The organism is Hymenobacter elongatus (assembly GCF_004745955.1).
Lineage (GTDB): Bacteria > Bacteroidota > Bacteroidia > Cytophagales > Hymenobacteraceae > Hymenobacter > Hymenobacter elongatus.
The window spans coordinates 1-23,650 of record NZ_SRLD01000044.1 but is presented as its reverse complement, the minus strand read 5'-3'; the positions used below and the strand labels follow the sequence as shown (position 1 = coordinate 23,650).

10 protein-coding genes, 1 other RNA gene and 1 pseudogene are annotated in these 23,650 nt (G+C 60.4%); 7 read left to right on the top strand and 5 right to left on the bottom strand.

Translation table 11 applies throughout. From position 1 onward, the window contains the following. Position 1 precedes the first annotated feature (1 nt). From E5J99_RS17955 to E5J99_RS17945, 3 genes are all read left to right on the top strand, one after another. Positions 2-5,098 carry a contractile injection system tape measure protein gene (locus tag E5J99_RS17955; RefSeq protein ID WP_135499198.1) on the top strand — a complete coding sequence of 1,699 codons (5,097 nt, stop codon included), beginning with the start codon at positions 2-4 and terminating at the stop codon, positions 5,096-5,098. A gap of 19 nt (positions 5,099-5,117) precedes the next feature. Further along, the gene (locus E5J99_RS17950; RefSeq protein ID WP_210114481.1) at positions 5,118-6,503 is read left to right on the top strand and encodes an eCIS core domain-containing protein; all 1,386 of its coding nucleotides are present in this window, start codon (positions 5,118-5,120) and stop codon (positions 6,501-6,503) included. Between the two features lie 89 nt (positions 6,504-6,592). Beyond that, positions 6,593-7,450 carry a hypothetical protein gene (locus tag E5J99_RS17945; RefSeq protein WP_135499197.1) on the top strand — a complete coding sequence of 286 codons (858 nt, stop codon included), beginning with the start codon at positions 6,593-6,595 and terminating at the stop codon, positions 7,448-7,450. 13 nt (positions 7,451-7,463) lie between these two features. Here the strand turns inward: E5J99_RS17945 and E5J99_RS17940 are convergent, their stop codons facing one another. Then, positions 7,464-8,819: an ATP-binding protein gene (locus E5J99_RS17940; RefSeq protein WP_135499196.1), complete on the bottom strand. Its 1,356-nt coding sequence runs from the start codon at positions 8,817-8,819 to the stop codon at positions 7,464-7,466. Positions 8,820-9,198: 379 nt separating this feature from the next. Here E5J99_RS17940 and E5J99_RS17935 point away from each other — a divergent pair, with 379 nt between their 5' ends. Next, a complete protein-coding gene (locus E5J99_RS17935; RefSeq protein ID WP_135499195.1) occupies positions 9,199-11,439 on the top strand; it encodes a glycosyl hydrolase family 18 protein in 2,241 nt (746 codons plus the stop codon). A 179-nt stretch (positions 11,440-11,618) separates the two neighbouring features. On the opposite strand, the gene E5J99_RS17930 is transcribed toward E5J99_RS17935, so the two are convergent. From E5J99_RS17930 to E5J99_RS17920, 3 genes are all read right to left on the bottom strand, one after another. Further along, entirely contained in the window at positions 11,619-11,882 is a 264-nt protein-coding gene (locus E5J99_RS17930; RefSeq protein ID WP_135499194.1) for a hypothetical protein, read from the bottom strand. Between the two features lie 434 nt (positions 11,883-12,316). Then, positions 12,317-12,687, bottom strand: a transfer-messenger RNA (tmRNA) gene (gene ssrA, locus E5J99_RS17925). Positions 12,688-12,868: 181 nt separating this feature from the next. Further along, positions 12,869-15,046: a prolyl oligopeptidase family serine peptidase gene (locus E5J99_RS17920; RefSeq protein ID WP_135499193.1), complete on the bottom strand. Its 2,178-nt coding sequence runs from the start codon at positions 15,044-15,046 to the stop codon at positions 12,869-12,871. A 365-nt stretch (positions 15,047-15,411) separates the two neighbouring features. On the opposite strand from E5J99_RS17920, the gene E5J99_RS17915 reads away from it, so the two are divergent. From E5J99_RS17915 to icd, 3 genes are all read left to right on the top strand, one after another. Continuing rightward, entirely contained in the window at positions 15,412-17,400 is a 1,989-nt protein-coding gene (locus tag E5J99_RS17915; protein WP_135499192.1) for a DNA polymerase III subunit gamma/tau, read from the top strand. Between the two features lie 701 nt (positions 17,401-18,101). Continuing rightward, complete coding sequence (locus tag E5J99_RS17910) at positions 18,102-21,170, top strand: M16 family metallopeptidase (protein WP_245319083.1); 3,069 nt, start codon at positions 18,102-18,104, stop codon at positions 21,168-21,170. Between the two features lie 204 nt (positions 21,171-21,374). Further along, positions 21,375-22,640: an NADP-dependent isocitrate dehydrogenase gene (gene icd / locus E5J99_RS17905; protein ID WP_135499191.1), complete on the top strand. Its 1,266-nt coding sequence runs from the start codon at positions 21,375-21,377 to the stop codon at positions 22,638-22,640. A gap of 92 nt (positions 22,641-22,732) precedes the next feature. Here icd and E5J99_RS17900 read toward each other — a convergent pair. After that, a pseudogene (locus E5J99_RS17900) lies at positions 22,733-23,451 on the bottom strand (IS5 family transposase); the annotation flags it as partial. Positions 23,452-23,650 lie beyond the last annotated feature (199 nt).

The window sequence follows — 23,650 nt, the reverse complement described above, 5'->3', positions numbered from 1 at the left end:
CATGAAAGCCACCCACGCGGTTCAGATGTTGCAGTTGGAGGTGCAGGCCGATGCTGCTTCCCAGGCCCCCCAGCTGCCAGAGCGCCTCAGCGCGCTATGCCAGAAGCTGCTGCCCGCGCTCCTGGCCGAGGAGTTTTCGGCCTATTGCCCCGCCGACGTGCACCTGCAACTCCCGCAACTGGTGCTGCAGCTGCCGCCCGTCGCCGACCGTCGCCTGGAAGCCGACCTCCCCGACTTACTGCGGCAAGCCATCCGCACAGCCCTGGCGCAGCTCACCGCTCCACTGCCCGCTGCCGGCCCTTCACAGAAGCATTCAGGGCTATCGGAGCTGGATATTCTGGAATATTTTCTGCTGCACGGCCGCTTGCCCTGGCACGTAAACGAGACGATCTTTTCACTGCGCACCATGGTCGATAACCTGCTGACGCACCACGCGGCGGCGTTTCGGGCGCTGGTGGTGCGGCTGGGCCGGACTCCGCAGGTGCGGCAGCGGCTGATCTGGCAGCTCAGCACCGAGCAGCTGGAGCGTCTCATTGCCATACTCGAACCGGCCCACGCCCCTTTCCTGCGCGACTACCTGCTCACGACGCTGGCGGCCCACCAACGACGGTGGCTGGCTCCGGTCACGGAGTCAGCGCTGCGAAGCATCCTCTACGAATTGATTCTGACCGATTTGCTCACCCGAGCCAGCTCCGCTTTCAACCGCCGGGCCTTTGTCGAGCGGCAGATTCAGCAGCTGGCGGCGCGCTACAATCTGTCCTTTGTGGAGCTACTGCGCCAGCTGGCCGACTTCAACGCGCCCGTTGCCTTCGCCACCCAGGCGGCGCTGCCGACGCTGATTCGCTCCCTCTACCAAGCCACGGCTGAAGCGGCCAGCCCGACAGTTGCCGCCGAATTCGGCCGCTTCAGCCCTGGCAGCCCTGCCGAAACACGCGGGCCGCTGGCTCTACCCTCCCTGGCGGTAGCGGGCCAGTCGTCGGTTCCGGGTTTTTCTTCCGTCGCTCCGTCGCCGCTCCTTGCTGCCGCTTACAGGGCCGGGGCAAACGCCGTGACGGGCAACCCCGCTTTGGAGCGGTACCACGACATGAGCAACCTGCAATCGGCTACTGCTACTGCTACTGCTACTGCTACTGCTCAAGATGGGGCGGCACCGAGCGACGTGTTGGCTTATTTTCTGCGGCACGGCTCCCTACCGGCAGCACATCCGCTGGTTTCGCTCGCGCAGCTTGAAGCTGGCTTAGCGGCCGTGCTCAGCCGGGGCTGGGCCGTAGTTCGCCCGCTGGTACAGCCGGCCGGCGCTGCCCGGACTTTGGCCCGGCACTTCCCCGAAGCGCTGCTCCAGCAACTGCTTCGACTAGCTGCCCCCGGCCAAGTGCGGCCCCTGCTGGCCGTAATGGAGTCTGTGGAGGAAGCGTATCGGGCGGCGGGCGCGGCGCGGCCCACTCGCTCCGTCCTTTGGGAACACGCCCTGTGCTACTTTATAGAAGATAGATTCCGACCGCTTAGCAGCCCGGCTTTCCGCCGTTGGCTCACGCAGCAGCTACCGGCCAATGCAGCACGAGAAATGAAACTGGGGACGGCCAGCCCGCAGGAGCTACTGGTGCCAGGTTCTTTGGGCCGGGAGTGGCAAGTCGCGGCCATACGGCACTATTTAGTGCAGGGTGCGGGACCACGCTGGTGGGTACGCGGCCGGGCCACGCGCGAGCAGCTACTGGCGCTGCTAGCGCAAGTAATACACACCAATGCCCAACCGCTACGGCAGCTGTTGCGGGAGCGTGCCGCCGATGTCCCCGTGCTCTTGCGCTTGGCTCGGCTCACTGACTTACCGCTGCTGGCCACCTTGCTGAAAAGCGGCTCTTCAGCCGGAGCCGCCCACCGCCGACAGCTTTTGGCTGCTCTGGAAGGAATTTTGGCTCCGGGAGGCCAAGCACGTAGCGCCGGCCAGCTGGCTGAGTTCATACGGGCTGCTTATCTGATGTTTCACTTACAGGCTCGTAGCGGCACCGAGCCACTGATGGCCGTGCGTCGGTTGGCTACGGCCTGTCGGCTTCCGTGGCGGGCCATACTGCAGAAAGCAGCTATTCTGGCCCAGACTCAGCCCGCGCTACTCGCGGAGCCGCTATTCGCCGCGCTCCTGGCTGCGCACCGGGCCACAGCTTTTCCTGTTTCTGAAGCGCAGCCGGATTTTTCATTGCCTTTCGACGGTCGATTCCCCAAACCAGTACTGGTGGCACTATCTGCGGGAGCCGGCTCGTCGCCTCAGTTTTCCCATTCTTTGGCTGGTGTCGCTACTACCGGTGTTGCTACCATAAATACAACTGCTACAGGTAGCGCAAGCGTCGCTACCATAACAGAGCGGAAAAGCACTGGTGCGGCAGCCGTTTCTCCCGAACATTACACAAGTGCCACTGCCGACCCCGCAACATACCAAGGCGCGGCATGGGCCAGCCGCGAGGGCAAAACGTGGTTGCGCGGGTTAAGGCGGCTTCCCCGGCCCCCGGCGCAGCTGCTGGCGCTGCAGCCCGCGGCCGGTATGCAGGAGCTGCTTTTCTACTACCTGCGCCACGGCTCCGAGCCCGCGTGGTGGCAGCCCCCGACGCCTGTGTCCTCGGCTTGGCTTGGCCGGGTGCTCAGGCGCGTGGAGCGACAAAATCCAGCGGCCGTACGTGCTTTTGTACAGCAGCACGCCTCCACTGCCCCCGTGCGCGACCGGCTGGCGGCCTTAGCTGACTTCACCCTACTCCCCCGCCTGCTGGCTCATCGGCCGGGCCGTACTTACCGCGCCACGGCAGCCCTGGCAGCCCTGGACCGGAGCGAAGCGGGCAGCCGCGCCGCGCCGGCTTCGCGCTGGCTGCTGTTTCTGCGGGCTGCCTACCTCGCCTTTCACCTGCAGACCCGCCACCAACCTGCCACGGCTCCGCTACGCGAAATCCAACGCCTGGCAGCGGCACACGGCTTGCCCTGGCAGGCTTTGCTGGATAAAATTCGTCGGTTGCTGGCCAAACAGCCGGTACTGCGGACCGATGCTTTTTTCGCCAGCCTACCTCCACCTTCCCGCCCGGCGCAGGCTGGAAGTAAAAGCAGCGCGCTGCCGTTGGCCAAGTCGAAACCCCTTCCGGCGCTGGCACCGCCACGACGGCCGTTGCCCCCAGCCATGGCGTTTATCGCCGCCATGCCTCCTGCTGCCCGTTCAGATTTTGGCGCTGCCACCGGTTTCAGCCCGTCAAGTCAGGGCGTGACTGATACTAGTGGCGCGCCCGCCGAGCGGCTGGAGCAGCTGCCGACCGGGGCCGCCGCCCGGGATTTAATTTTTCATCTGCTGCTGCATCAGCGCCCGCCCTGGTGGGCTCCGGCCAGTCTCACCACGGCGCAGAGCCAGCAGCTGCTGGCGCAGGTGGCCCACTATTATCGGGGCGAGCTGCAGGCCCTGGCGCGGGCCCACGGCCAGAAGCCCCGATTCCGGCAAACCCTGGTAACTCTGGCTGATTTCACCCTGCTGGCCCGGCTTACGGGGCCCACCACGAGTAGCCGCCCAGGCAGCAATTCGCAGGCTACCATGGCCCAGCTCGACCGCCTGGTAGCTACCGCGCCATCATGGTCGGCCGCGCCGGTGCTGCTGTTTTTGAAGGAGGCTTTTTTTGCTTTGGCGGCCCGCCCAGATCTGTCAACGGTTGATAAGATAGTGCCCGAAGTACGGCGGCGAGCGGCAGCGGCCGGTATTTCGTGGCGAGCGGTGCTGCAGCGCGTGGCCGGGCTACAGCGGGCGGTGCCGGCTTTGGCGGGCCTGCCTTTTTTCGCAGCCCTACTGGTGGCACACGTTGGGCAGGAGTCGGCCCGCGGCCGCCATAGGCCACTACCGGCTTCCGCGCCGCGCATCCCCGCCCATTTGGCGGCGGGCTTCGCCCCCGACGCGGCTCACGTATTTCAACTCCTCGAACAGTATCTCCACACCGGCCAGTTGCCCACCGACACCAGCGCCAACGGCCTCGCAGGTAGTAGGCTGCCGGTAAGCACGGCCACGGCGCTTGTGCTGCCCAACGCCCGTGGGGCCACCGCTGAGCAGCGGGTAGGGAGCATGTGGAAACTACTGCTTCAGCCCGCAAACCGGCCGTTGCTGCAAAACATGCGGCCACTGCTGGCGCTGGCCACCGTGCGCGGGCGGCTGCTGGCTAGCCTGGCCGAAAAAGAATTCTGGCGGCTGCTGCGTCACCTGTACCCGGCGCACTACCGGCTGGCAGCCCCCGTGGTGGCCGACTGGCAGCTGCTGGCCCGCCAGGGGGTAGTTCGGCTCAGCGCCCCAGCTCTGTTCGAGGTATTGCTGACGCTGATACAGGCCACTCCCGTGGCTTCCTGGCGGCCCGACACGCTGGTAAAAGCCCTGTTGCAGGCAGAGGAGCCGTACTGGCCTACCGCTACGCTGGCCCGCAACCAGTCGCGGGCGGGGCGCATTCAGCAGGAGGCCGCCCGCCGGGGCCTGGTGCTGCGCAGCCCCTTGAGTGCCTTGCTCACTCTGCGGCACGAAGCCCTGATGGCCGCGGCCAACACCTCGCCCGCCTCCGACCCTATTCCCTTCGTGAGCGAGGAAGCGCGGCCGCTGGAAACCGTGTATGTCGCCAATGCCGGCCTGGTGCTGCTTTGGCCCTTCCTGACGATGCTTTTCGACCGAATGGGCTACCTCGAAAACCAGCAGTTCCGCGACGAAACCGCCCAGCACCAGGCCGCCTTGCTGCTGCAATTTCTGGTAGCCGGCACCACGGAGGCGCCCGAGTATGCGCTGCCGCTCAATAAGCTGCTCTGCGGCATCCGCCAGCCCCGGCCCCTACCCAGTGAGCTGCACCTCACCGACGCCGAGCGGGAGCTGACCGAAAGCCTGCTCAAGGCCGTTATTGCCCGCTGGGAAATTCTGAAAAATACCAGCGTAGCGGGCCTGCGCGAAACGTTTCTGCGGCGGCCCGGCAAGTTGGAATGGCTGGAGGAGCGCATCGTGCTGACGGTGGAGCCCAAAACGCTCGACATTCTGCTCGACCAGCGGCCCTGGGCCATTTCCATCATTAAGCTGCCCTGGATGGATGCCCCGCTCTACGTAAACTGGCGCTGACAGCGGGCCCCACAAGTCGTTGCCCGCTTCCTGCGCTGCAACTCCCATTATGCTTATCCTTTCTTGTATGAAAACACTTGCTCCCCGTCCCAAGCGCCCCACCGAAACCGCCGGTGCTCGCGCGGCAGCCCAAGCCGACCAGCGCGGTATTGCCATTGACCAGCAACAGCAGCAGGAGGCTATTGCTGGCAGCCTGCGGCAGCAAAACCAGCCGTTTCCGGCCCGGCTTGCGGCGCCGCGCCGCAACACCACCGGCCTACCCGACAAGCTGAAAGCTGGCGTAGAGCACCTCTCGGGCCACTCCCTCGACGACGTGCAGGTGCATTATAATTCCGCACAGCCCGCCCAACTCCAAGCCTTGGCCTATGCGCAAGGCACGGACATTCACCTGGGGCCAGGCCAGGAGCAGCATCTACCCCACGAGGCCTGGCACATAGCGCAGCAAAAGCAGGGGCGAGTGCAGGCCACAATGCAGCTGAAAGGCGCGGCTATTAATGATGATGCCGGCCTGGAAACAGAGGCCGACATAATGGGACAGCGAGCCGCGCAAGTATCGCCAATACGTGTAGCGCCGGAGGAGGAAGAACTTGCGCCTATCGCATCTTTAGTAGCGCCAAAACTTCAAAAGAAAGCAGCCACTCAGCCTCAGCCGCAACAGCACAAATCAACCCGCCCGGGCAGCCGTGTGCTGCAGAAATATGGCGTTATACAACGCGGGGGCGGCAGGTCGAAGGAAGCAGAGACTACGGTGCTGGAAGAAATTGCTTCTCCCAAGCGTGGGCTCTCCCTGTACTACACCAAAGGAGCGCATCATCACGTTGAAGCATGGGCCGATAAAAAGCAGATAGCCGTGGTCGATATTGAAACGCATGGCGACAACACCATCCTGCACACCCACTCCGATGAATCGGGCGGTATGGGAAATGTGCTGGTTGGCATTGCTATTAAGGCAATAGCCCAGCATCACTGCTCAGGTGATGGATCGGTGATACTGCCGATGGGCGGCGGGGCCGTGGTGAAGCTGATGGCGTCTAAGCTGAGCAAAGTATTTGGTGACCTGGAAACGCATAAGCAAGCGGAGCTGGCGAAGCAAAGGCGGGTGACTAAAGATAAAACCGAGAAACAGGCGAAGCCGCAGGATCCTGACATGTTTGATGCACGCTTTCTGGAAGAGCACATGCTACACAATAATGCTATTCTGGCGGGTCCGTATGCCGACCAGATTACATTCGAGCCTAAAATCAGTGCTGATATGACGCCCGAGCGGATGACCGGCCTTGCCAGCACTCCGGATGCGTTCTTAGAAGACCCGTATTACTTGATGTTGAAAAAAGGAATCAGCAAGGTCACCGTCACTATTCCCAACCAGCTATTCGTGCAGTTTGCTAATCAGATAGACACGTAAAGAAGCCGGGTAGGAATTCGCTCAAAACAGCTTCTGTATTTCTTGTCCGTGTCTATATTGCAAAAACACTATCTACAACTTCGCCCGCTATGAAAGCTTCTGCCCTCCGTACCGTAGCGCCGGAAACCCGCGCCGGCCACGCCCACACGCTACCTGACCGCCGCCCCGCTGCTACCGCGCAACGCCAGCTTCAGGCGGCCCTCAATGCCCGGCCGGGAGCCCAGCCGGGCAGTTTTGCCGGCATAGCCACCGATACATCGGCAGTGGTACAGCGCGTAATTCACCGGGGAGAAACGACCAGTAGCAAAGAGTTGGGGCTGAAGCAGTCGGATTGGTACAAGCAGCTACCCGATGACGAGCACCGGACCTGGGCCGAGGCCCTGCACCGTGAGGCCACCGGCTACACCAAAACAACCGCGCTGGCCGAAATTCAGCACCGCATTGCGACCAGCGCCGTGCTGCCCGATGCGCCCACTCCCGCCCCAAACCGCCGGGCCGCTCTGGGCTATATCAATCCGAGTCATACTTCCCACATCGGGCTTGAGCTACTGGCCGAAGGTGCCCATACGCCTTACGATGAGAACCGCTGGGCCAGCGAAGCCGATTGGCTGCACTCGCCCACTCGCAATTTCATCACGCATTCGCCCAACAGCCGCACCCAGGACCCTGACCTGACCCAAGGACACGGCAACGTGGTATTTGGCCACGACGAGGGAGCCAGTGAGCATTTCAACCGCAAAGGACACACGCAAAGCCCCGCCGAAAACAAGCAGTGGAACCAGCAGAAGAAGCGGTACCATGGCCTGGAGCAGCGCGACAAGTCGAACAAATCGGGCGGCAAAGCACCCCGATACGTGACACCGTCCCAAAGCCAGCATAGCTACCCCGGCTATCATGACACACGCACACCGGAGTTCCAGGACCTGTTCAGCAAAATCTTCAAATAGCAAGCAGAGCCGCTTACCCCGTTTTGCCATCTTTGGCTAATTCCCGCTGCACCCCGCGCGTCACGTCGGCGGCACTCACGGCTTGGCCGCGCTGCATGCTGGCGAGCACACAGTAGCGCAGCACGTTGATGATGGCCCCACCGGCCAGCTTATACTGGGCGCCCAAGGTCGGAAAATCGACGTCCGGGGCTACCTTGACGGTGCCGGCGAAGGCCTGCCGCCATAGCCGCTCCCGCTCCTCGGGCCCAGGTAGCGGGAAGTGAATCATGGCCTGAAAGCGGCGGGCAAAAGCCTCGTCGAGGTTACCTTTCAGGTTAGAGGCCAGCACGATGACGCCGGGAAAATCTTCGATGCGCTGGAGCAGGTAGGCTATTTCCTGGTTGGCGTGCCGGTCGTTGGAAGAGCTGGTAGCCGTACGCTTGCCAAACAGGGCATCGGCTTCGTCGAAGAACAGAATCCAGCGGCGGCGCTCGGCCGTGTCGAACACGCGGGCCAGGTTCTTTTCCGTCTCGCCAATGTATTTGGATACAATCATCGACAAATCGACGCGGTACACCTCATGGCCGGTGGCTTGGCCCAGCAGGCAGGCGGTAAGGGTTTTGCCGGTGCCCGAGGGGCCGTAGAACAGGGCGCGGTAGCCGGGCTTGAGGTGGCGGCGCAGGTGCTCATCCTGCAGAATAAGCTCCTGGTGGTCGAGCCAGGTTTTCATTTCCTGTAGCTGCTCCAGCACGTGGTAGTCGAGCACGAGGTCGGCCCAGGTCAGAGCTGTGGTGATGGGCTGGGCCGGAAAATCGGGGCTGTAGTGGGGGCGCAGGCGCTGGCCGGTCGTCAGCAGGGCCAGCGCCTCCGGGGGCACGGTCAGGGCTCCGCTCAGCGCGGGCTCGCCGGCCTCGGTGGCCCCCAGCTGCACGAGGCGGGCGGTAGCCAGCGCCGAATCGGCCCAGAGGTATGACTGGTAGCGCAAACGCCGGCTCAGGTCGTCGCCGGCCAGCAGAAACAGGGCCGTTTCGCCGGTGGGCAAAAAGCCCGTATGGCCCTTCCCTTTCAGCCCCCCAAATTCAGTAAAGCCCCGATCATAGGTGCTGTTGCGGGCAAAAAAGCCATCCAGCGCCTGCGGGCGCAGGTGCGGAGCCAGCGCCAAGGCCAACACCAGCCGCTCGGCCCAGCCCAGCTGCTCCTGCTCTACCACCTGCGCGTAGGCATCGGCGGCCGAGGCCGGTAGCACGGGCGCGGGCAAATCTTCGACGGCAGCAACGGCGCACTCAAGACCAAAATACAGCTTAATGCGCGTTTCGAGTACGGCCACGAGCCAGTCGACCTCTCGGGTGAGCGTGGCTTCGGGCGCGGGCAGAGTAGCAGTTGAAATCATGCGGGGAAAAGCAAAGCCAGCTGATGTTGCGGCTGCGATAATAAGCGCCAGGTCGCGCTATGCTGGGCTGGCTGTATGACTAATGGATATCTACTGACACGCCGGATGAGAAGCCGCTTACCCCGCCGAGCAGGTGTTGGCTCCCATGCCAGCAGTGCTGCCGAGCAGAAAAACGCTGCCGCTTTGGCCGCGCCCAGTGTGCGTGCCGACAAGATAATGGATATATTACTGCCGCTGAATACTGCTGCTACGGCCGTCGCCAGACTTGACCCGCTTATTCTGGTATACACTATTCCTTATCTGCTGCGTGAACCGCTACTCCCGCCCCCTGCCGCGTCTTGTTCAAAGTATTTTATTTCGCCTGTTCCTTGTTGGGCTGATGGCCACTAGCCTCGGTAGCTACGGCCAGACCGGGCCGAAGTCGCGCGCTGCGAGCAGCCGAAAAAAGCCTAGCCGCAATGCCCCGCTCGTTGACCCAAGGCTGCCCCTGGACCCGCCCAGCGTGCAGAACTACCGGCGCTACAGCCCCAGCGACCAACAGGATTTCAGCACCACGGTGGGCGCTTATCAGTATCAGCACCTGCCGCAGGCAAAGCCTGCCAAGCCCCGCCGGCTGAAACCGGGTGCGGTGGTGTTTGGCTGGCATCCGTACTGGATGAGCAATGCGTACGTAAACTACGATTTCTCGCTGCTGACGCACGTCGCCTACTACGGCTACCAGGCCAACAACCTGGGCGAGCTGAGCCTGGCCGCCCCGCCCGACCAAGGCCCGGAAAATCTGATTCGGGAAGTACGCCGCCAAAACCCAGCCTGCAAAGTACTGCTGACCATTTCCTACCCCGCCGCCGAAGGGGCCCGCTCCCTGCTGGATGCCAACCAGATGGCGGCCCAGAATCGGCTGCTGGCGGCCATCGTGCAACACGTTGAAGCCGCGAAGGCCGACGGCGTGAACCTGGACTTTGGCCCACCCGACCAGAAGCCGCAGCTCTTTAGCCTGCTGCAGCGGCAGCTACAGCAGCAAACCGATACGCTACTGGCGCGGCAAGGCAAGCTTAGCGCCAGCAGCACCCGGCTCCAGAAACAACAGGCGCTCCTGGCCCCTGCGGCACCTTCTTTACTGGTTCTGGCTGCCGCAAAGGACTCGCTCGCCGATGTGGCTTACGCTCTGGGTCAGGAACAAAATAATCTGGCGCTGGAAATAGAAGCGCACCGCAAGCTGGCTCCCCAACCGCCCAAGCCGCCGGGCCTCATCTGGGGCACCGTTGTGCAGTGGTTCGACCTGGATGAGAAAGCCAAGGCTGATTTTAAGACCGCTAAAGAGATTTATGAGCGCGCAGAGAAACAGCTAACGGACCAAAAAACGGCCTTGAAAGCGCAGAATACCGATATCCGCAAGCAGCAGCAGCTCAACGCCAGGCTCACCCGCGAGTACATCGCCCGCCAAGAGACACAGCAGCCTGGCTTGGCCGAAAACAAAGCGCAGCTTACGCAACTCCAGGAGTTGCAGACCGCCAACCAAAGCCAAAACGCGCGAAAGCAGCAGGCCAAGCAGGATCTGCGGCAACGGGCCCGCTCCTACCAGTACGTAGTGCCGCCCAGCATGCGGCCCCTCACCGACCATTCCCAGCCACTACAGGACTTTATTGCCCGGCTGGCCGTGCGGCTGTGGGCCCGCGACTCGTCGTACCTCATTACGCTCAACGTGCCGGCCGTCGACAGTACGGGCACGTACCGCAACCTGCAGGCGGTACAACATCTGGTGCGTCTGTTCATTGTCAAGGCATTCGACTACACGCCTTACAACCAGATTGTGCCCGGCGCACTGGCCCCGCTGCATCCGAGCGATGTTTGGGGGCAGCATAGCATTGCTACCTCTGTTGACTATTATCTGAAACAGGGCACCGTGCCGCGCCGGCAGCTGGTGGTGGGCTTTCCCCACTTGGCCAAAGTATGGAAGGTGGATAGCCTGGGCAACCAGGTAGTGGGCGACAAATACCCGCCTACCTACTGGACCAACTGGCAGCTGCGGCCCCGGCTCCCGCAGGAAGAAATAAAGCTGGACCTAGCGAGCCTGAGTCGCACCTCCAGCGGCCTGGCCCCCGATCAGTTCGGGCTGCCGGCCCCGCAGGCCTGGTGGGAAGACTCGGCCAGCCTGGCCCCCAAATATGCCTGGCTTATGAAGCAGCGCCTGGCGGGCGTCGGTATCTGGGCCCTGGGCTACGACGACGGCTCGCCCCAGGTCTGGAACCTGCTGCGGGCCAGCTTCACCGAGCCCGTAATCCCTATAAGCGCCACTATACCAGCGGCACAGGGGCCACTGGCGCGCTTGTACGGGCTCCGCCACGTGCTGCTGCTGAGCGGCGTCGTCGTCATCGGGTTTCTGCTTGTGGGGCTACTCGTGGCGCTGTTCCGGCGCGCCGATTCGCTGATACCTAACCCGCCGCTGTTGAGTGTTGTAGCGTTACTTATTGGGCTTTGCACCCTGTGCGTAGCCGGCTATCTGGTCTGGTTTGGGCAGCTGGTAGTATCGGGCTGGCTGCTGGTGGGCACTGGCACGGCGGTGCTGCTGCTGCTGCTGTTGCTGTATCGGCGCTACTGGCGGCGGCAGATTTTGCCGTAGCGCCGCTTCCGGCAGGCTAGGCGCTGAGGACAATTAGCGGGCAGAGGCGTCAAAAGATTGTAACGCGAAGCTGTGCTTCGCGGCCGTTCGCGCTACTTGCCCGGCAAGTGTTGTTACGCGACGTCCTGACGGTCGCGAAGCAGAGCTTCGCGTCACAAGTCCTTGATTGTCCTCACGCGCTAGGCGCTGAGGAGCGAATCAACAGCCGCTACGGCCAGCCGGCTGATATAAATACCCACCAGACAGAGGCTGAAAAGCACGATTTTCAGGTGGAACACCGCGTCGGCCGGCAGCTCCAGCAGCACCTGCTGGTAAGTATCCTCGTTCAGCTGCAGCACCAGACGCACTATGACAGCCAGAAAAGCAGCGACAATAAGTGCTCCGAACAGCCACATCAGCTCCCGCAAAACAATAGGTATGGCTTTAGCGAATATTTCTTTCATAGCAGTTGCAAGATAGCGGCAGTATAAGCCCGCGCCTGTAAGAACAACAACAAATAGGGGATATTCTTCGGCAATGAGTCCGAATGGCTGCTTTACTTGAGCCAGTTGCCGGTGCCTGACTTTGAAGCTGTTCAGGAAGTAGATTGCCCGTCATGCTGAGCTTGTCGAAGCATCTCTACCGCAGTAGTAAACCGGTAGATTGGATTACTACTGCGGTAGAGATGCTTCGACAAGCTCAGCATGACAGCCAAATTTTGGCATCGGCTCCTAATTCAGGAACAACTCTAATATCTGCCGTGGCAGGCCTCCGATGGAGTAAATTGAGTAGGAGGCCTAGGCGCGAAAACCAGGCAAAAAAGCACTTCCCAGCAGCTTGGCCGGCCGCCATAAAAACAAAAACCCTGCTTCTAAGCTAGAAGCAGGGTTTTAAGATAAAGTGGAGCTGCAGGGATTCGAACCCTGGTCCAGACAAGGAAACCGACGAGCCTTCTACGTGCGTATCTACGCTTGGATTTTCGTGGTACTCCGGGCGCGCATCAGGCCCGTAGAGTCCCCTTAGATGCAGTTGGTTTTCGCCAGGAAGTCACACCTCCTTCCTGACTATCTTCTACTTACGACGCCCCGAACTCACCCGTGTAAAAGAAAACGGGTGCGGGACGATGACAGTGCTTAGTACCTAGACTAGGCAGCCATGGCGTAGCTATACTCGCCAGTTATTGTTCGGACGAATTGTTAACGAGTGGTTCGCCCAACACTCGGCACGCTTACTCGCGACTTGCGCAAGCTGTCAATTCCGGTCAGCCCCAAATGGTAAAGAACGATTCCCGCCACGAGTGGCGGGGTGCGAATGTACGCACTTCAGTCAGGAAACGTTGCCGACCGCCAAAAATGTTCCATCCCGCGGCGGCCTGTGACTCCCGGGAAATCCTCTTAAAGCCCGGCCGGCGCATTATTCGGCGGCTCACACCAGTACGCGTTGCGGCTGGCTATTTGGCTGCCGTGCTCTGGGGCTGAAAGGCTGGCACGCCCGTTTGCCACAGGCCAAAAGCCAGCAGGTCGGCTATAGCGTCGAGCCGCTTTGGGCCGGAATGGACGTTGCCGTAACCAGCCTCGTAATCGGTAAAAAACAGCACTGGCTTACCCGAAATGGTGCTACTCTGCAGCCGGGCCGCAAACTTAGCCGACTGCCAGGCCAGCTCGCGCGGGTCGTTCAGATGGGCCGTGACGAGCGTAGCCGGATACTTAGTGCCAGGTACCAAGTGGTGATACGCATCCAGTTCGAGTAGCGCTCTACCCGCAGCTTCTGTGTGCACCGCTCCGGATTCAAGCCCATGTATAGACTCGCCCAGCCAACTCTCCCACCGAGTAGCATTCAAAAAGCCTCCTTCCGTAATAGCTGCCGCAAACAAATCCGGCCGCTCCGTCAGCGCCCGACCGATGAGAATACCTCCGGCGCTACCACCACTGATGGCAACGCGGCCGGGGCTGGTATACTGGTTTTTCGTGAGGTATTCGGCGCAGGCAATCAGGTCTTTCCAGGCGGTGGGCATGGTTGTTTGTTGGCTGCCAGGATACCGACCGTCAACCAACTTGCCGCCCCGCACCTGCGCTACCGCCAGCACTCCGCCGTGCTGCGTCCAGAGGAGATGAGGCGGATAAAAAAGCGGATTCAGGCCAGCGGAATACGCATCGTACCCCAGCAGCAACACGGGCGCCGTGCCGTTGCGGGGGGTATTTTTTGTATACACCAGCGACAAGGGCACCAGCACGCCATCAGACGACGGGGCCAGCAGCTCTTCCACCACGAGGTCGGCAAACTCCGGATACTGGACCTGAGTCGACAGCGGCTCGGCCATGAACTGCCGACCGCCGGCGGAGTAGCGGTAGCGCCGCCAGTCGGTGGTGCGGCCCGCCAGCCGTACCCACAGGTCACTGCAGCGCGCACTCTTGGTTTCCAGCTGCAGGCTGCCAGCGGGCTGGGGCAGCTTGATTTGCTGCACCGTCTTGCTGCCTTTGGCCACAAAATATAACCGAGCCTCTACTCCGTTGTGGGTCCGCACAAAGTACAGACCATCCTTGGTGGTTTTGAGCTGGGAGTCCACAATAGCTTCCTCAGGACTGCCGGGCACCAGCAGCTCCGCCGCCGCTATATCGGGGCTGGTTGCGGACATGCGCATGAGCTGTGCGCGGGGCGTATATTGGGACGTAACGAAGTAGATATACTGCTCGTCGGTAACAAAGCCCGTGATTTTATGCGCAAGCGTAAACAGCGGCTTCCAGTTGATTGCTGGTGCTAAAAGCGCTGCCGACGGCGCCCAATAAGCCCGTAGGTAGCCGTCGGCATTGTGCAGCAGGCCGTACAGAAGCTCCGTGTCGCGGTCCATTTTGGCGCGGGCATAGTCGGTGGGCCTAATGGCCAGTTGAGGACATAGCGCGGCGGAAAACACTGCCCGGTCCTGACTTTGCAAAGTACCTACCTGGTGTAGCAGGGCGCGGGTGTTGAGACCGGTAGCGGGCTTGGGGGAGTCGGCGCCACTGAGCGGCGTATATAAAAAACGGCTGTTGTCGGGCAGCCATTTGCCAGCCTCCCAGGCCAGGGCCAGCTTGTCGGGGTACAGCCGCTTGGTTTGCACGTTCAGCACCCGCATCACCCCTACCCCGGCACCATTTTCACTCAGCACCAACCCGACTTTACTGCCATCGTAGGAAGGCGAAACCCCGCCGATAGTATAGGCTTTACCCTTTTCTATACTTTCTGGGTCGAGAAGCAGCACTTCCGGGCTGTTGTAGCCATCGCGGCAATACAGCTTGGGCTGCTGATCCTGGGGCCGCTTCTTGAGATAAAAATAGCGGTTGTTATCGGTGATAATGAGGCTGGTAATTGTCACCACTTTCCGAGTCTCCAGCTCTTGCATCTGCGCCAGCAGCTCTTGCCGCCCCGGAATTACGTCCAGCGTCTGGCGGGCATAGGCGGCCTGGGCTTTCATCCAGGTTTGCACGGCCGGGTCGCGCAGGTCTTCCAGGTTGCGGTACGGGTCTTTTACCTGCACCCCGAAATAAGTATCAGTGGCCGATAGTGACGGGGCCACTAGCTGGCTCTGCTGCGCATGCACTGAGGCGGCCAACAGGATGGCGGCCCCAAACACCAGGTAGACGTGTTTCATTAGCTTCAGGAAAAGTAGGTGGAAGCAGGAGCAGAGCGTTTCGAGCCAGCTAAGCGCCGGCTAGCCCAAGGATTCGGGCAACAGGGTGGTCGTATGCTTTTTGGTGCGCCGCTCACGGCTGGCTACGGCAGGACCGGCTCTTGGCTTCGCCTAGGCACAAAAAGAAAGGGAACTAATATACATAATTAATTATATTTATTGTACATATAATTATATAATATATACAATTTCCCCCTTCTGCCAACGCCGAAGCGCTGTAGTGTGGCAGCATAGGCTCGGCCCGCTTGCTTGACACCGACGACCGAAATGCTCCCGTCAAACCTTCCAAAGACCGTCTTTTCGGGGTATCTTTGTGGCTAGCGCTTATGGAGAATTTCGTCGTTTCGGCCCGTAAATACCGTCCTGCCACGTTTCGGAGCGTGGTGGGGCAGCAGCACGTGACTACCACGCTGCAGAATGCCATTACCAGCCATCATCTGGCGCAGGCTTTCCTGTTTTGCGGCCCCCGGGGCGTGGGCAAAACCACCTGCGCCCGAATTCTGGCCAAAACCATTAACTGCACCAACCTCAGCCCCGAAACGGAGGCCTGCGACCAGTGCGACTCCTGCCGCTCGTTCAATCAGAACGCTTCGTTCAACGTGCACGAGCTGGATGCGGCCTCCAACAACTCGGTGGAGGATATTCGCTCCCTGGTGGAGCAGGTGCGCTATGCCCCCCAGACCGGCCGCTTCAAAATCTACATTATTGACGAGGTGCACATGCTCTCCAACGCGGCCTTCAACGCCTTTTTGAAGACCCTGGAAGAGCCGCCCTCCTACGCCATTTTTATCCTGGCCACCACCGAGCGGCACAAGATTATTCCCACTATTCTGTCGCGCTGCCAGATCTTTGACTTCAACCGCATTAAGGTCGACGACATCGTAGGGCACCTGGGCTACATTGCCCAGCAGGAGAAAATCACGGCCGAGCCCGACGCCCTGCATCTTGTGGCCCAGAAAGCCGATGGTGCCCTGCGCGATGCCCTGTCGATCTTCGACCAGATGGTGACCTTTTCGGGCAATCAGCTCAGCTACAAGGATGTAGTGCAAAACCTGCACATCCTCGACTACGAGTACTATTTCCGCCTCGTCGACTGCCTGCTGACCGAAAATCTCTCGGGCTCGTTGCTGCTGCTGGATGAGGTGATGCAAAACGGCTTCGACCTGCACAACTTCGTGGTAGGCGCCGCCGAGCACCTGCGGGGGCTGTTGGTATGCAAAGATGCCGTGACGGTGCAGTTGCTGGAAGTGTCGGAAGGCATTCGGGGGCGCTACGTGCAGCAGGCCCGGTCGGCACCGCTGGCGTTTCTGCTCTCGGCCCTGAATCTGGTGAGCCAATGTGACCGGGAATTCAAGCAGGCCAAAAACCAGCGGCTCCACGTCGAGCTGATGCTCATGAAGCTGGCCTACCTGAACGGGGCGGTACAGTTTGCCCGCGAAATGAGTCCTTCGTCCAACGGCGAGGCTAAAAAAAAAACTAGTGTAACGCCCGCGGCGGTGGGCTCCCCGGCGGCCACTGGCAATTCGGCTCCCCCTCCGCCAGCAGTTCTTGCTCAGCCAACGCCCCCGCCGCCGGTTTCTGCCACCGTAGCGCCGTCCGCGCCAGTCGTGTCGGCCCCAGCTGACCCGGAGGAAATAGTGCCGGTGGAAAGCGGAATTGAGGAGCTACACACTACTCCCAGCATCGAGAACGTCGAAGCCGACGTGGTGGAGCCGACCCGCCAGTTCCGCGACACGAGCCCCCACGTCGAGACGGGCGTGCCCAGCTTCGAAGGTATTGAGCCCGCTGCCCCGCGCCGGATTGCGCCCACGCTCAAGCCATTGAACGGCACTTCCAAGCTCATTCCGAGCATGAAGGACCTCAAGGCGCAAGTGGCCCAGCAGGTATCGGCATCCCAGGCCGGACCGGTGGTGGCAGTGGAGGAAGTCAGCGGCCCCACAACCGGCCTGCCGCCGATAAACGACGAGCTGCTGCAGCGGGTGTGGGGTGAGATGCGGGAGGAAAAGCGCGTGCAGGAGCGCATGATGGAGTATATCCTCCTGAACCGCTCCGTAACGGCCGATGCCCAGCACGTGATTCAGCTCACGGTCGATAATCCCATCCAGATTGACCAGTTCAACGATGTGCGCAGCGAGCTGCTGACCGAGCTGCGCCGCCGTACCGGCTACCCGCGCCTGAACATCCAGGCGGTAGTAGCCGAGCAGGCCCCCACCGGCCGGAAGCTCTACACCGCCGCCGACAAATTCGAGTACCTCTCCGAGAAATTTCCGGCCTTGCTCACAATGAAGCAGCTCCTGGGCCTCGACGTCGACTAACCGCTGACAGGCAAGCCGTACTATGGCTTATAGCGGTTTCGTGAACCGTAGAGACGCGTATTCGCGTCTCTACGGTTCACGAAACCGGGCAGGCGGCGCGGGCAACGAGACGCGAATACGCGTCTCTACAGCAGCCGGGTTGCACCGTTCCCGAAACCGCTATAAGCACGTTCGGCCTTTCCAGAACGTCCTGCTGAGCTAGTCGAAGCATCTCGCGTGCAATAAGCAACTAACCCCAGCTGCGGGCTATGGCGTGTGGACAGTGACCGAAATCAGCTATTTTGGCCTATTTGGAGCGTCCTGCCTGATCTGGCGTCTGCTTGTCGAAGTATCTCTACCGCACTGGTACAATCAGTTACTACAGAGGCAGAGATACTTCGACAAACGCAGCAGAACCGTTATTGGCTTTTCTATTCAATCTCAAACCCGCCCTTACCAGTAGCAAGAGCCTGGCAAGTCACGGGACAGAACGATTTTGAGGGTGCTGGCCCACGACCTGCCAGGCTTGCGCTGCTTGCGTCGGGCTCCCAAGCCAACGACACCTGATACCTGGGCCTTCCATACTAATTATCCGGGACTTTTCGCGCAACTTAAAACCCGCTCATAATCAGGGCCAAGGCGCATTCCGTTTTTAATTCCAATACCAGCCGCCTATCTTTGAAATCTTGTTCTTACGCTCCGCTTTCTGCTCTGGGAATTTCGTGAAAAAACCCCTTCTGCTTCTATTTCCAGCCATTGCGGCGCTTGGCTTAACTACGCAGTGCCAGACGAGCAAACCCGCCGCTACTGCTGCCGCGGCCATTACCACGACCCCGGCCGCCGCCACGCCGCAAAAAGAATACAAGTACGAAACCGTGGAAGGCGACCCGCTCAAGGCGCGCATCTACACCCTCGACAACGGCCTGACCATTTACCTCTCCGACTACGACGATGCCCCGCGTATTCAGACGTATCTGGCCGTGCGGGCGGGCTCCAAGAACGACCCAAGTACCGCTACCGGCCTGGCGCACTACCTGGAGCACATGGTGTTTAAGGGCACTTCGCGACTGGGAACCCAGAACTGGGCCGCCGAAAAAGTGGAGCTGGACAAGATTGAGGCCCTGTACGAAGTATATCGCTCCAAAACCGACCCGGCCGAGCGCAAGAAGCTCTACCACCAGATCGACTCAATTTCGGGCGTGGCCGCCACGTATGCCGTAGCCAACGAGTACGACAAAACGATGGGCGCCATCGGCGCCAAGGGCTCCAATGCCTACACCTCGGTGGAGCAGACGGTGTACCAAGAGGATATCCCGTCGAATCAGCTGGAAAAGTGGGCCGCCATTCAGAGTGAGCGGCTGGGCGAGATGGTGCCGCGCCTGTTTCACACGGAGCTGGAAGCGGTGTACGAGGAGAAAAACCGGGGCCTCGACAACGACTTCAGCAAGGAATACGAGGCCCTGAATGCCAGCCTCTACCGCAAGCACCAGTATGGCACCCAGACGACCATTGGGACCATTCCGCACCTGCAAAACCCCTCGATTACCGAAATCAAGAAGTATTTCGGCCAGTACTACGTGCCCAATAACGTGGCCCTGTGCCTGAGCGGCGACCTGGACTACGACCAGACCATCCGCGTTATCGATCAGTACTTCGGCAAGCTGCAGCGCAAGCCGGTGCCCGCGTTTACGGCCGCGCTGGAAGAGGCCATTACCACGCCCGTGGTGAAGGAAATAATGGGTCCCGACGCCGAGAACGTGATGCTCGGCTTCCGTCTGCCCGGTGCCGCCACCCACGAGGCGCTGGTGCTGCGCATGATCGACAAGATCCTGACCAACGGCCAGGCCGGCCTGATTGACCTGAACCTCAACCAGCAGCAGCGTGTGTTGCAGGCCGCCTCGTTCACGGACATCAACAACGACTACTCGTCGCACATCCTTTACGCCACCCCGCGCCAGGGCCAGACGCTGCCCCAGGTGCGCGACCTGCTGCTGGGCCAGATCGACAAAGTAAAGAAGGGTGACTTTCCCGACTGGCTGATTCCGGCCATCATCAACAACGAGAAGCTGCAGCGCACCAAGAGCTACGAAAGCAATGAGGCCCGCGCCGGGGCCTTCGTGGCCGCGTTTGTGTCGCGCCAGAGCTGGAAAGACGTGCTGCGGCAGTACGAGGACTTCGGCAACATCAACAAGGAAGAAGTGCTGCGCGTGGCCAACCAGTACTACGGCCAGAACTACGCGCTGATTTACAAGAAGACCGGCAAGGACGCCAGCACCCCCAAAGTGGTGAAGCCCGCCATTACGCCGGTACCCGTGAACCGCGAAGTAGCTTCCGACTTCTACAAGGAAGTAGTGAGTAAGCCCACGCCGGAGTTGCAGCCGGTTTTTGTGGACTACAAAAAGGATATTCAGGAGTTAAAGCTGGCTTCAGGCATTCCGGTGTACTACACTAGGAACACCGAAAACGAGCTATTCAACCTGTACTACATCCTGGACCTGGGCACCAACAACGACCCCAAGCTGGGCCTGGCCGCCGACTACCTCCAGTACCTGGGCACCGATAAGCTCACCGCAGCCCAGCTCCAGCAGGAGTTCTACAAGCTGGGCTGTTCCTTCGGCGTCAGCAGCGGCCAGGACCGCGTCTACGTCAGCCTCAGCGGCCTCGACAGCAACTTTGAGCCCGCTATTAAGTTGTTCGAAAGCCTGTTGGCCAACCCCAAGCCTGACGTCAAAGCGCTGAAGGACATGGTGGATGGCGTGCTCAAAGCCCGTAAGGATGCCAAGCTGAACAAGCAGGTTATCCTGACCCAGGCCATGCTGAACTTCGCTAAGTATGGCTCCAAAAACCCCTTTACCAGCCAGCTGAGCGAGAAAGAGCTTAAGGCTTTGAAACCTGCGGATCTAACGGCCCTAACCAAAAAGCTGACCAGCTACCAGCACCGCGTGCTGTATTATGGGCCACGAGGAATTATTGAAGCGGATGAACTTCCTGTAAAGGAAAAAAATCCAATAACAGGTAAAGATACTAACGTAGTCAAACAGCCTATTATGCCTAGTGGCTCAAAAAAAGGCTTATCTACAGTACTAAACCTGTACCACCTCTCGCCCTCCAAGCTCACGCCCGTACCGGCCAACAAGGATTTTGCTGAGCAGCCGCTCAAAGACCGCAAGGTGTACTGGGTCGACTACAACATGGTGCAGGCCGAAATCCTGTTTCTGACCAAGGGCGACGTATACGACAAAGCCCTGGTGCCCACCGTGAGCTTGTACAACGAGTATTTCGGCGGTGGCATGGGCAGCATCGTGTTTCAGGAGCTGCGCGAATCCAAGGCGCTGGCCTACTCCGCTTCCTCGCGCTACGCCAGCGCCGACAAGCTGGGCCGCTCCAGCTACAACCTAAGCTACATCGGCACCCAGAGCGACAAGCTGGGCGAGGCCATGGCCGGCATGGAAACCCTGCTCAACGACCTGCCCGTGGCCGAAGCCAACCTGCAAATCGCCAAGCAAAGCATCCGCAACAGCATTGCAACCGAGCGTATCACCAAGTCCGACATCCTGTTTAGCTACGAGCGCGCCAAGCGCCTCGGCCTCGACTACGACCTGCGCCGCGACGTGTATGAGCAAACCCAGAATATGAGCTTCGACGACCTGAAGAAGTTTCAGCTCGCCAAAGTGAAAGGCCAAAGCCAGACCATTCTGGTTATTGGCTCCAAAGACCGTCTCAACTTCAAGGAGCTGGCCAAGTACGGTCAGGTCCAGCAACTCACGCTGAAAGAGATTTTCGGCTATTAAAGCATCCGTTATGGCTTTTCGTCTGTCCTGCTGAGCTTGCCGAAGCATCTCTACCGCCACGGTAAACTCATTTACTGCGGTGGTAGAGATGCTTCGGCAAGCTCAGCAGGACGGTCAACGAAGCTAAAGAGGCGGATTTAGTACCTCTACAAACAACTCAAACAACCTCAATAACTGTCAACTCACAACTGGCAACTTTTAACAATGGCAGAACAAAAAATCACCGTCAAAGGCGGCAAGCTGAATGTACCCGACCAACCGATAATTCCTTTCATTGAGGGCGATGGTACGGGTCCGGACATTTGGGCCGCTTCCGTGCGCGTATTCGACGCGGCCGTGGCAAAGGCCTACGGCGGCAGCCGCAAGCTGATGTGGAAAGAGGTGATGGCCGGTGAGAAATCCTTTAAGCAATCGGGCAACTGGCTGCCCAACGAAACCCTGGATGCTTTCCGCGAATACCTCGTGGGCATCAAAGGCCCGCTGACTACGCCCGTCGGTGGCGGCATCCGGAGCCTGAACGTGGCCCTGCGCCAGGAGCTGGACCTCTACGCCTGCCTGCGCCCCGTGCGGTGGTTCGAAGGCGTGCCGTCGCCCGTGAAGCGCCCCGACCTGACCGACATGGTGATTTTCCGCGAGAACACCGAGGATATCTACGCCGGCATCGAGTACATGAACGGCACGCCCCAGGCGCAGAAAATGCTGGAATTCCTGCAGGACGAGATGGGCGTGAAGAAAATCCGCTTCCCCGAAACGTCGTCGTTCGGCATCAAGCCCGTGTCGAAGGAAGGCACCGAGCGCCTAGTGCGCGCAGCTATTGAGTACGCTGTTCTTCATAAGAAGCCGTCGGTGACCATCGTGCACAAAGGCAACATTATGAAGTTCACCGAAGGCGCCTTCAAAACCTGGGGCTACGAGCTGGCCGAGCGCGAGTTTGGCGACAAGGTATTCACCTGGAGCCAGTATGACCGGGTAGCGGCCAAGCAGGGCCAGGAAGTGGCCGACGCGCTGCAGAAAGCGGCTCTCGACAGCGGCAAAATCCTGATCAAGGACAGCATCGCCGATGCTTTCCTGCAGCAGATTCTGCTCCGTCCTTCCGAGTACTCGGTCGTAGCGACCCTGAACCTGAACGGCGACTATATTTCCGACGCGCTGGCGGCCATCGTGGGCGGTATCGGCATTGCACCCGGTGCCAACATCAACTACCTCACCGGCCACGCCATTTTCGAAGCCACGCACGGCACCGCGCCTAAGTACGCCGGCCTCGACAAGGTGAACCCCGGCTCGGTGATTCTCTCCGGTGCCATGATGCTGGAGCACCTGGGCTGGCAGGAAGCCGCCGACCTGATCTACAGCGGCATCGAAGCGGCCATTGCCGCCAAGCGCGTCACCTACGACTTCGAGCGCCAGATGGAAGGCGCCACGCTGCTGAAGTGCTCGGAATTCGGCGACGAGGTTATCGCCCGGATGTAGGAGCCTGGCAGTATCCTGATAATTCAAACCCCCGCGTTGGCTGCAAGGCCGGCGCGGGGGTTTCTGTTTTATTTCTTAGAGTGTGTGGACAGTTAGCGTAGCCAATCGAGGGTAGCGAGCAGGTGGGCGGTAGCCAAAAAAGAAACAGCCGTCTTGTCGTAACGTGTGGCGAATCCTCTGGCTTCTTTGAGTCGGCCAAAAAAGCGTTCGGCCTTGTTGCGGTCAGCATACAGGTTCTGGTCGTACGTGCGGGGCACATTGCGGCTGGTTTTCGACGGAATGACCGGCTCGGCGTTGCGGCCGGCAATGGCGGCCAGCACGGCGTTGGTATCGTAGGCTTTATCGGCAACCACGGCACCCGGTGCGTGGCGTAACGCTGCTAACAGGGCCGGCAGTTGCGTGCAATCGGCCCAGTGGCCCGGCGTCAGCACCAGGTGCCGGCAGTTGCCCAGCGCATCGAGCACCACGTGCAGCTTGGTGGAGAAACCGCCCCGGCTGCGGCCTAAGCATTCGGCGATGGGCGTACTTTTTTTTGCCCGGCGGCCGCTTTGTGCGCCTTGACCGTGGTTGAATCTACCAGCACCCAGGCGTAGTCAGGCTCCTGCACGGCCTGAAACAGCGCTTCCCATACCCCGGCTTGGGCCCAGCGGCGGAAACGCCGGGCCACTGTATTCCAGGGACCAAACCGCTCAGGCAGGTCGCGCCACGACACGCCGGTTCGCACGCGGTAGAGCACAGCATTGACAAACAATCGGTTGTCGCGGCCTCGACTCAGCCGGCCCAGCGTATAGGGTTCGACTACTCTCCATTCGTGTTCACTTAATTCGTGCCGGCGCATTGGCCAAAGCTACTTCTTACTGTCCACACACTCTAGGAAGACAACTGACCTCCTCCCAATTGCTGGACCGGCCTGAAGTAGAGAATCAGGCGGTTTGAAGCTCGACAGTACTGGCGGCTGCCATGACCTGATCGGGCGTTAAATTCTGCAGCGAGCTGTGGGGTCGGAAACC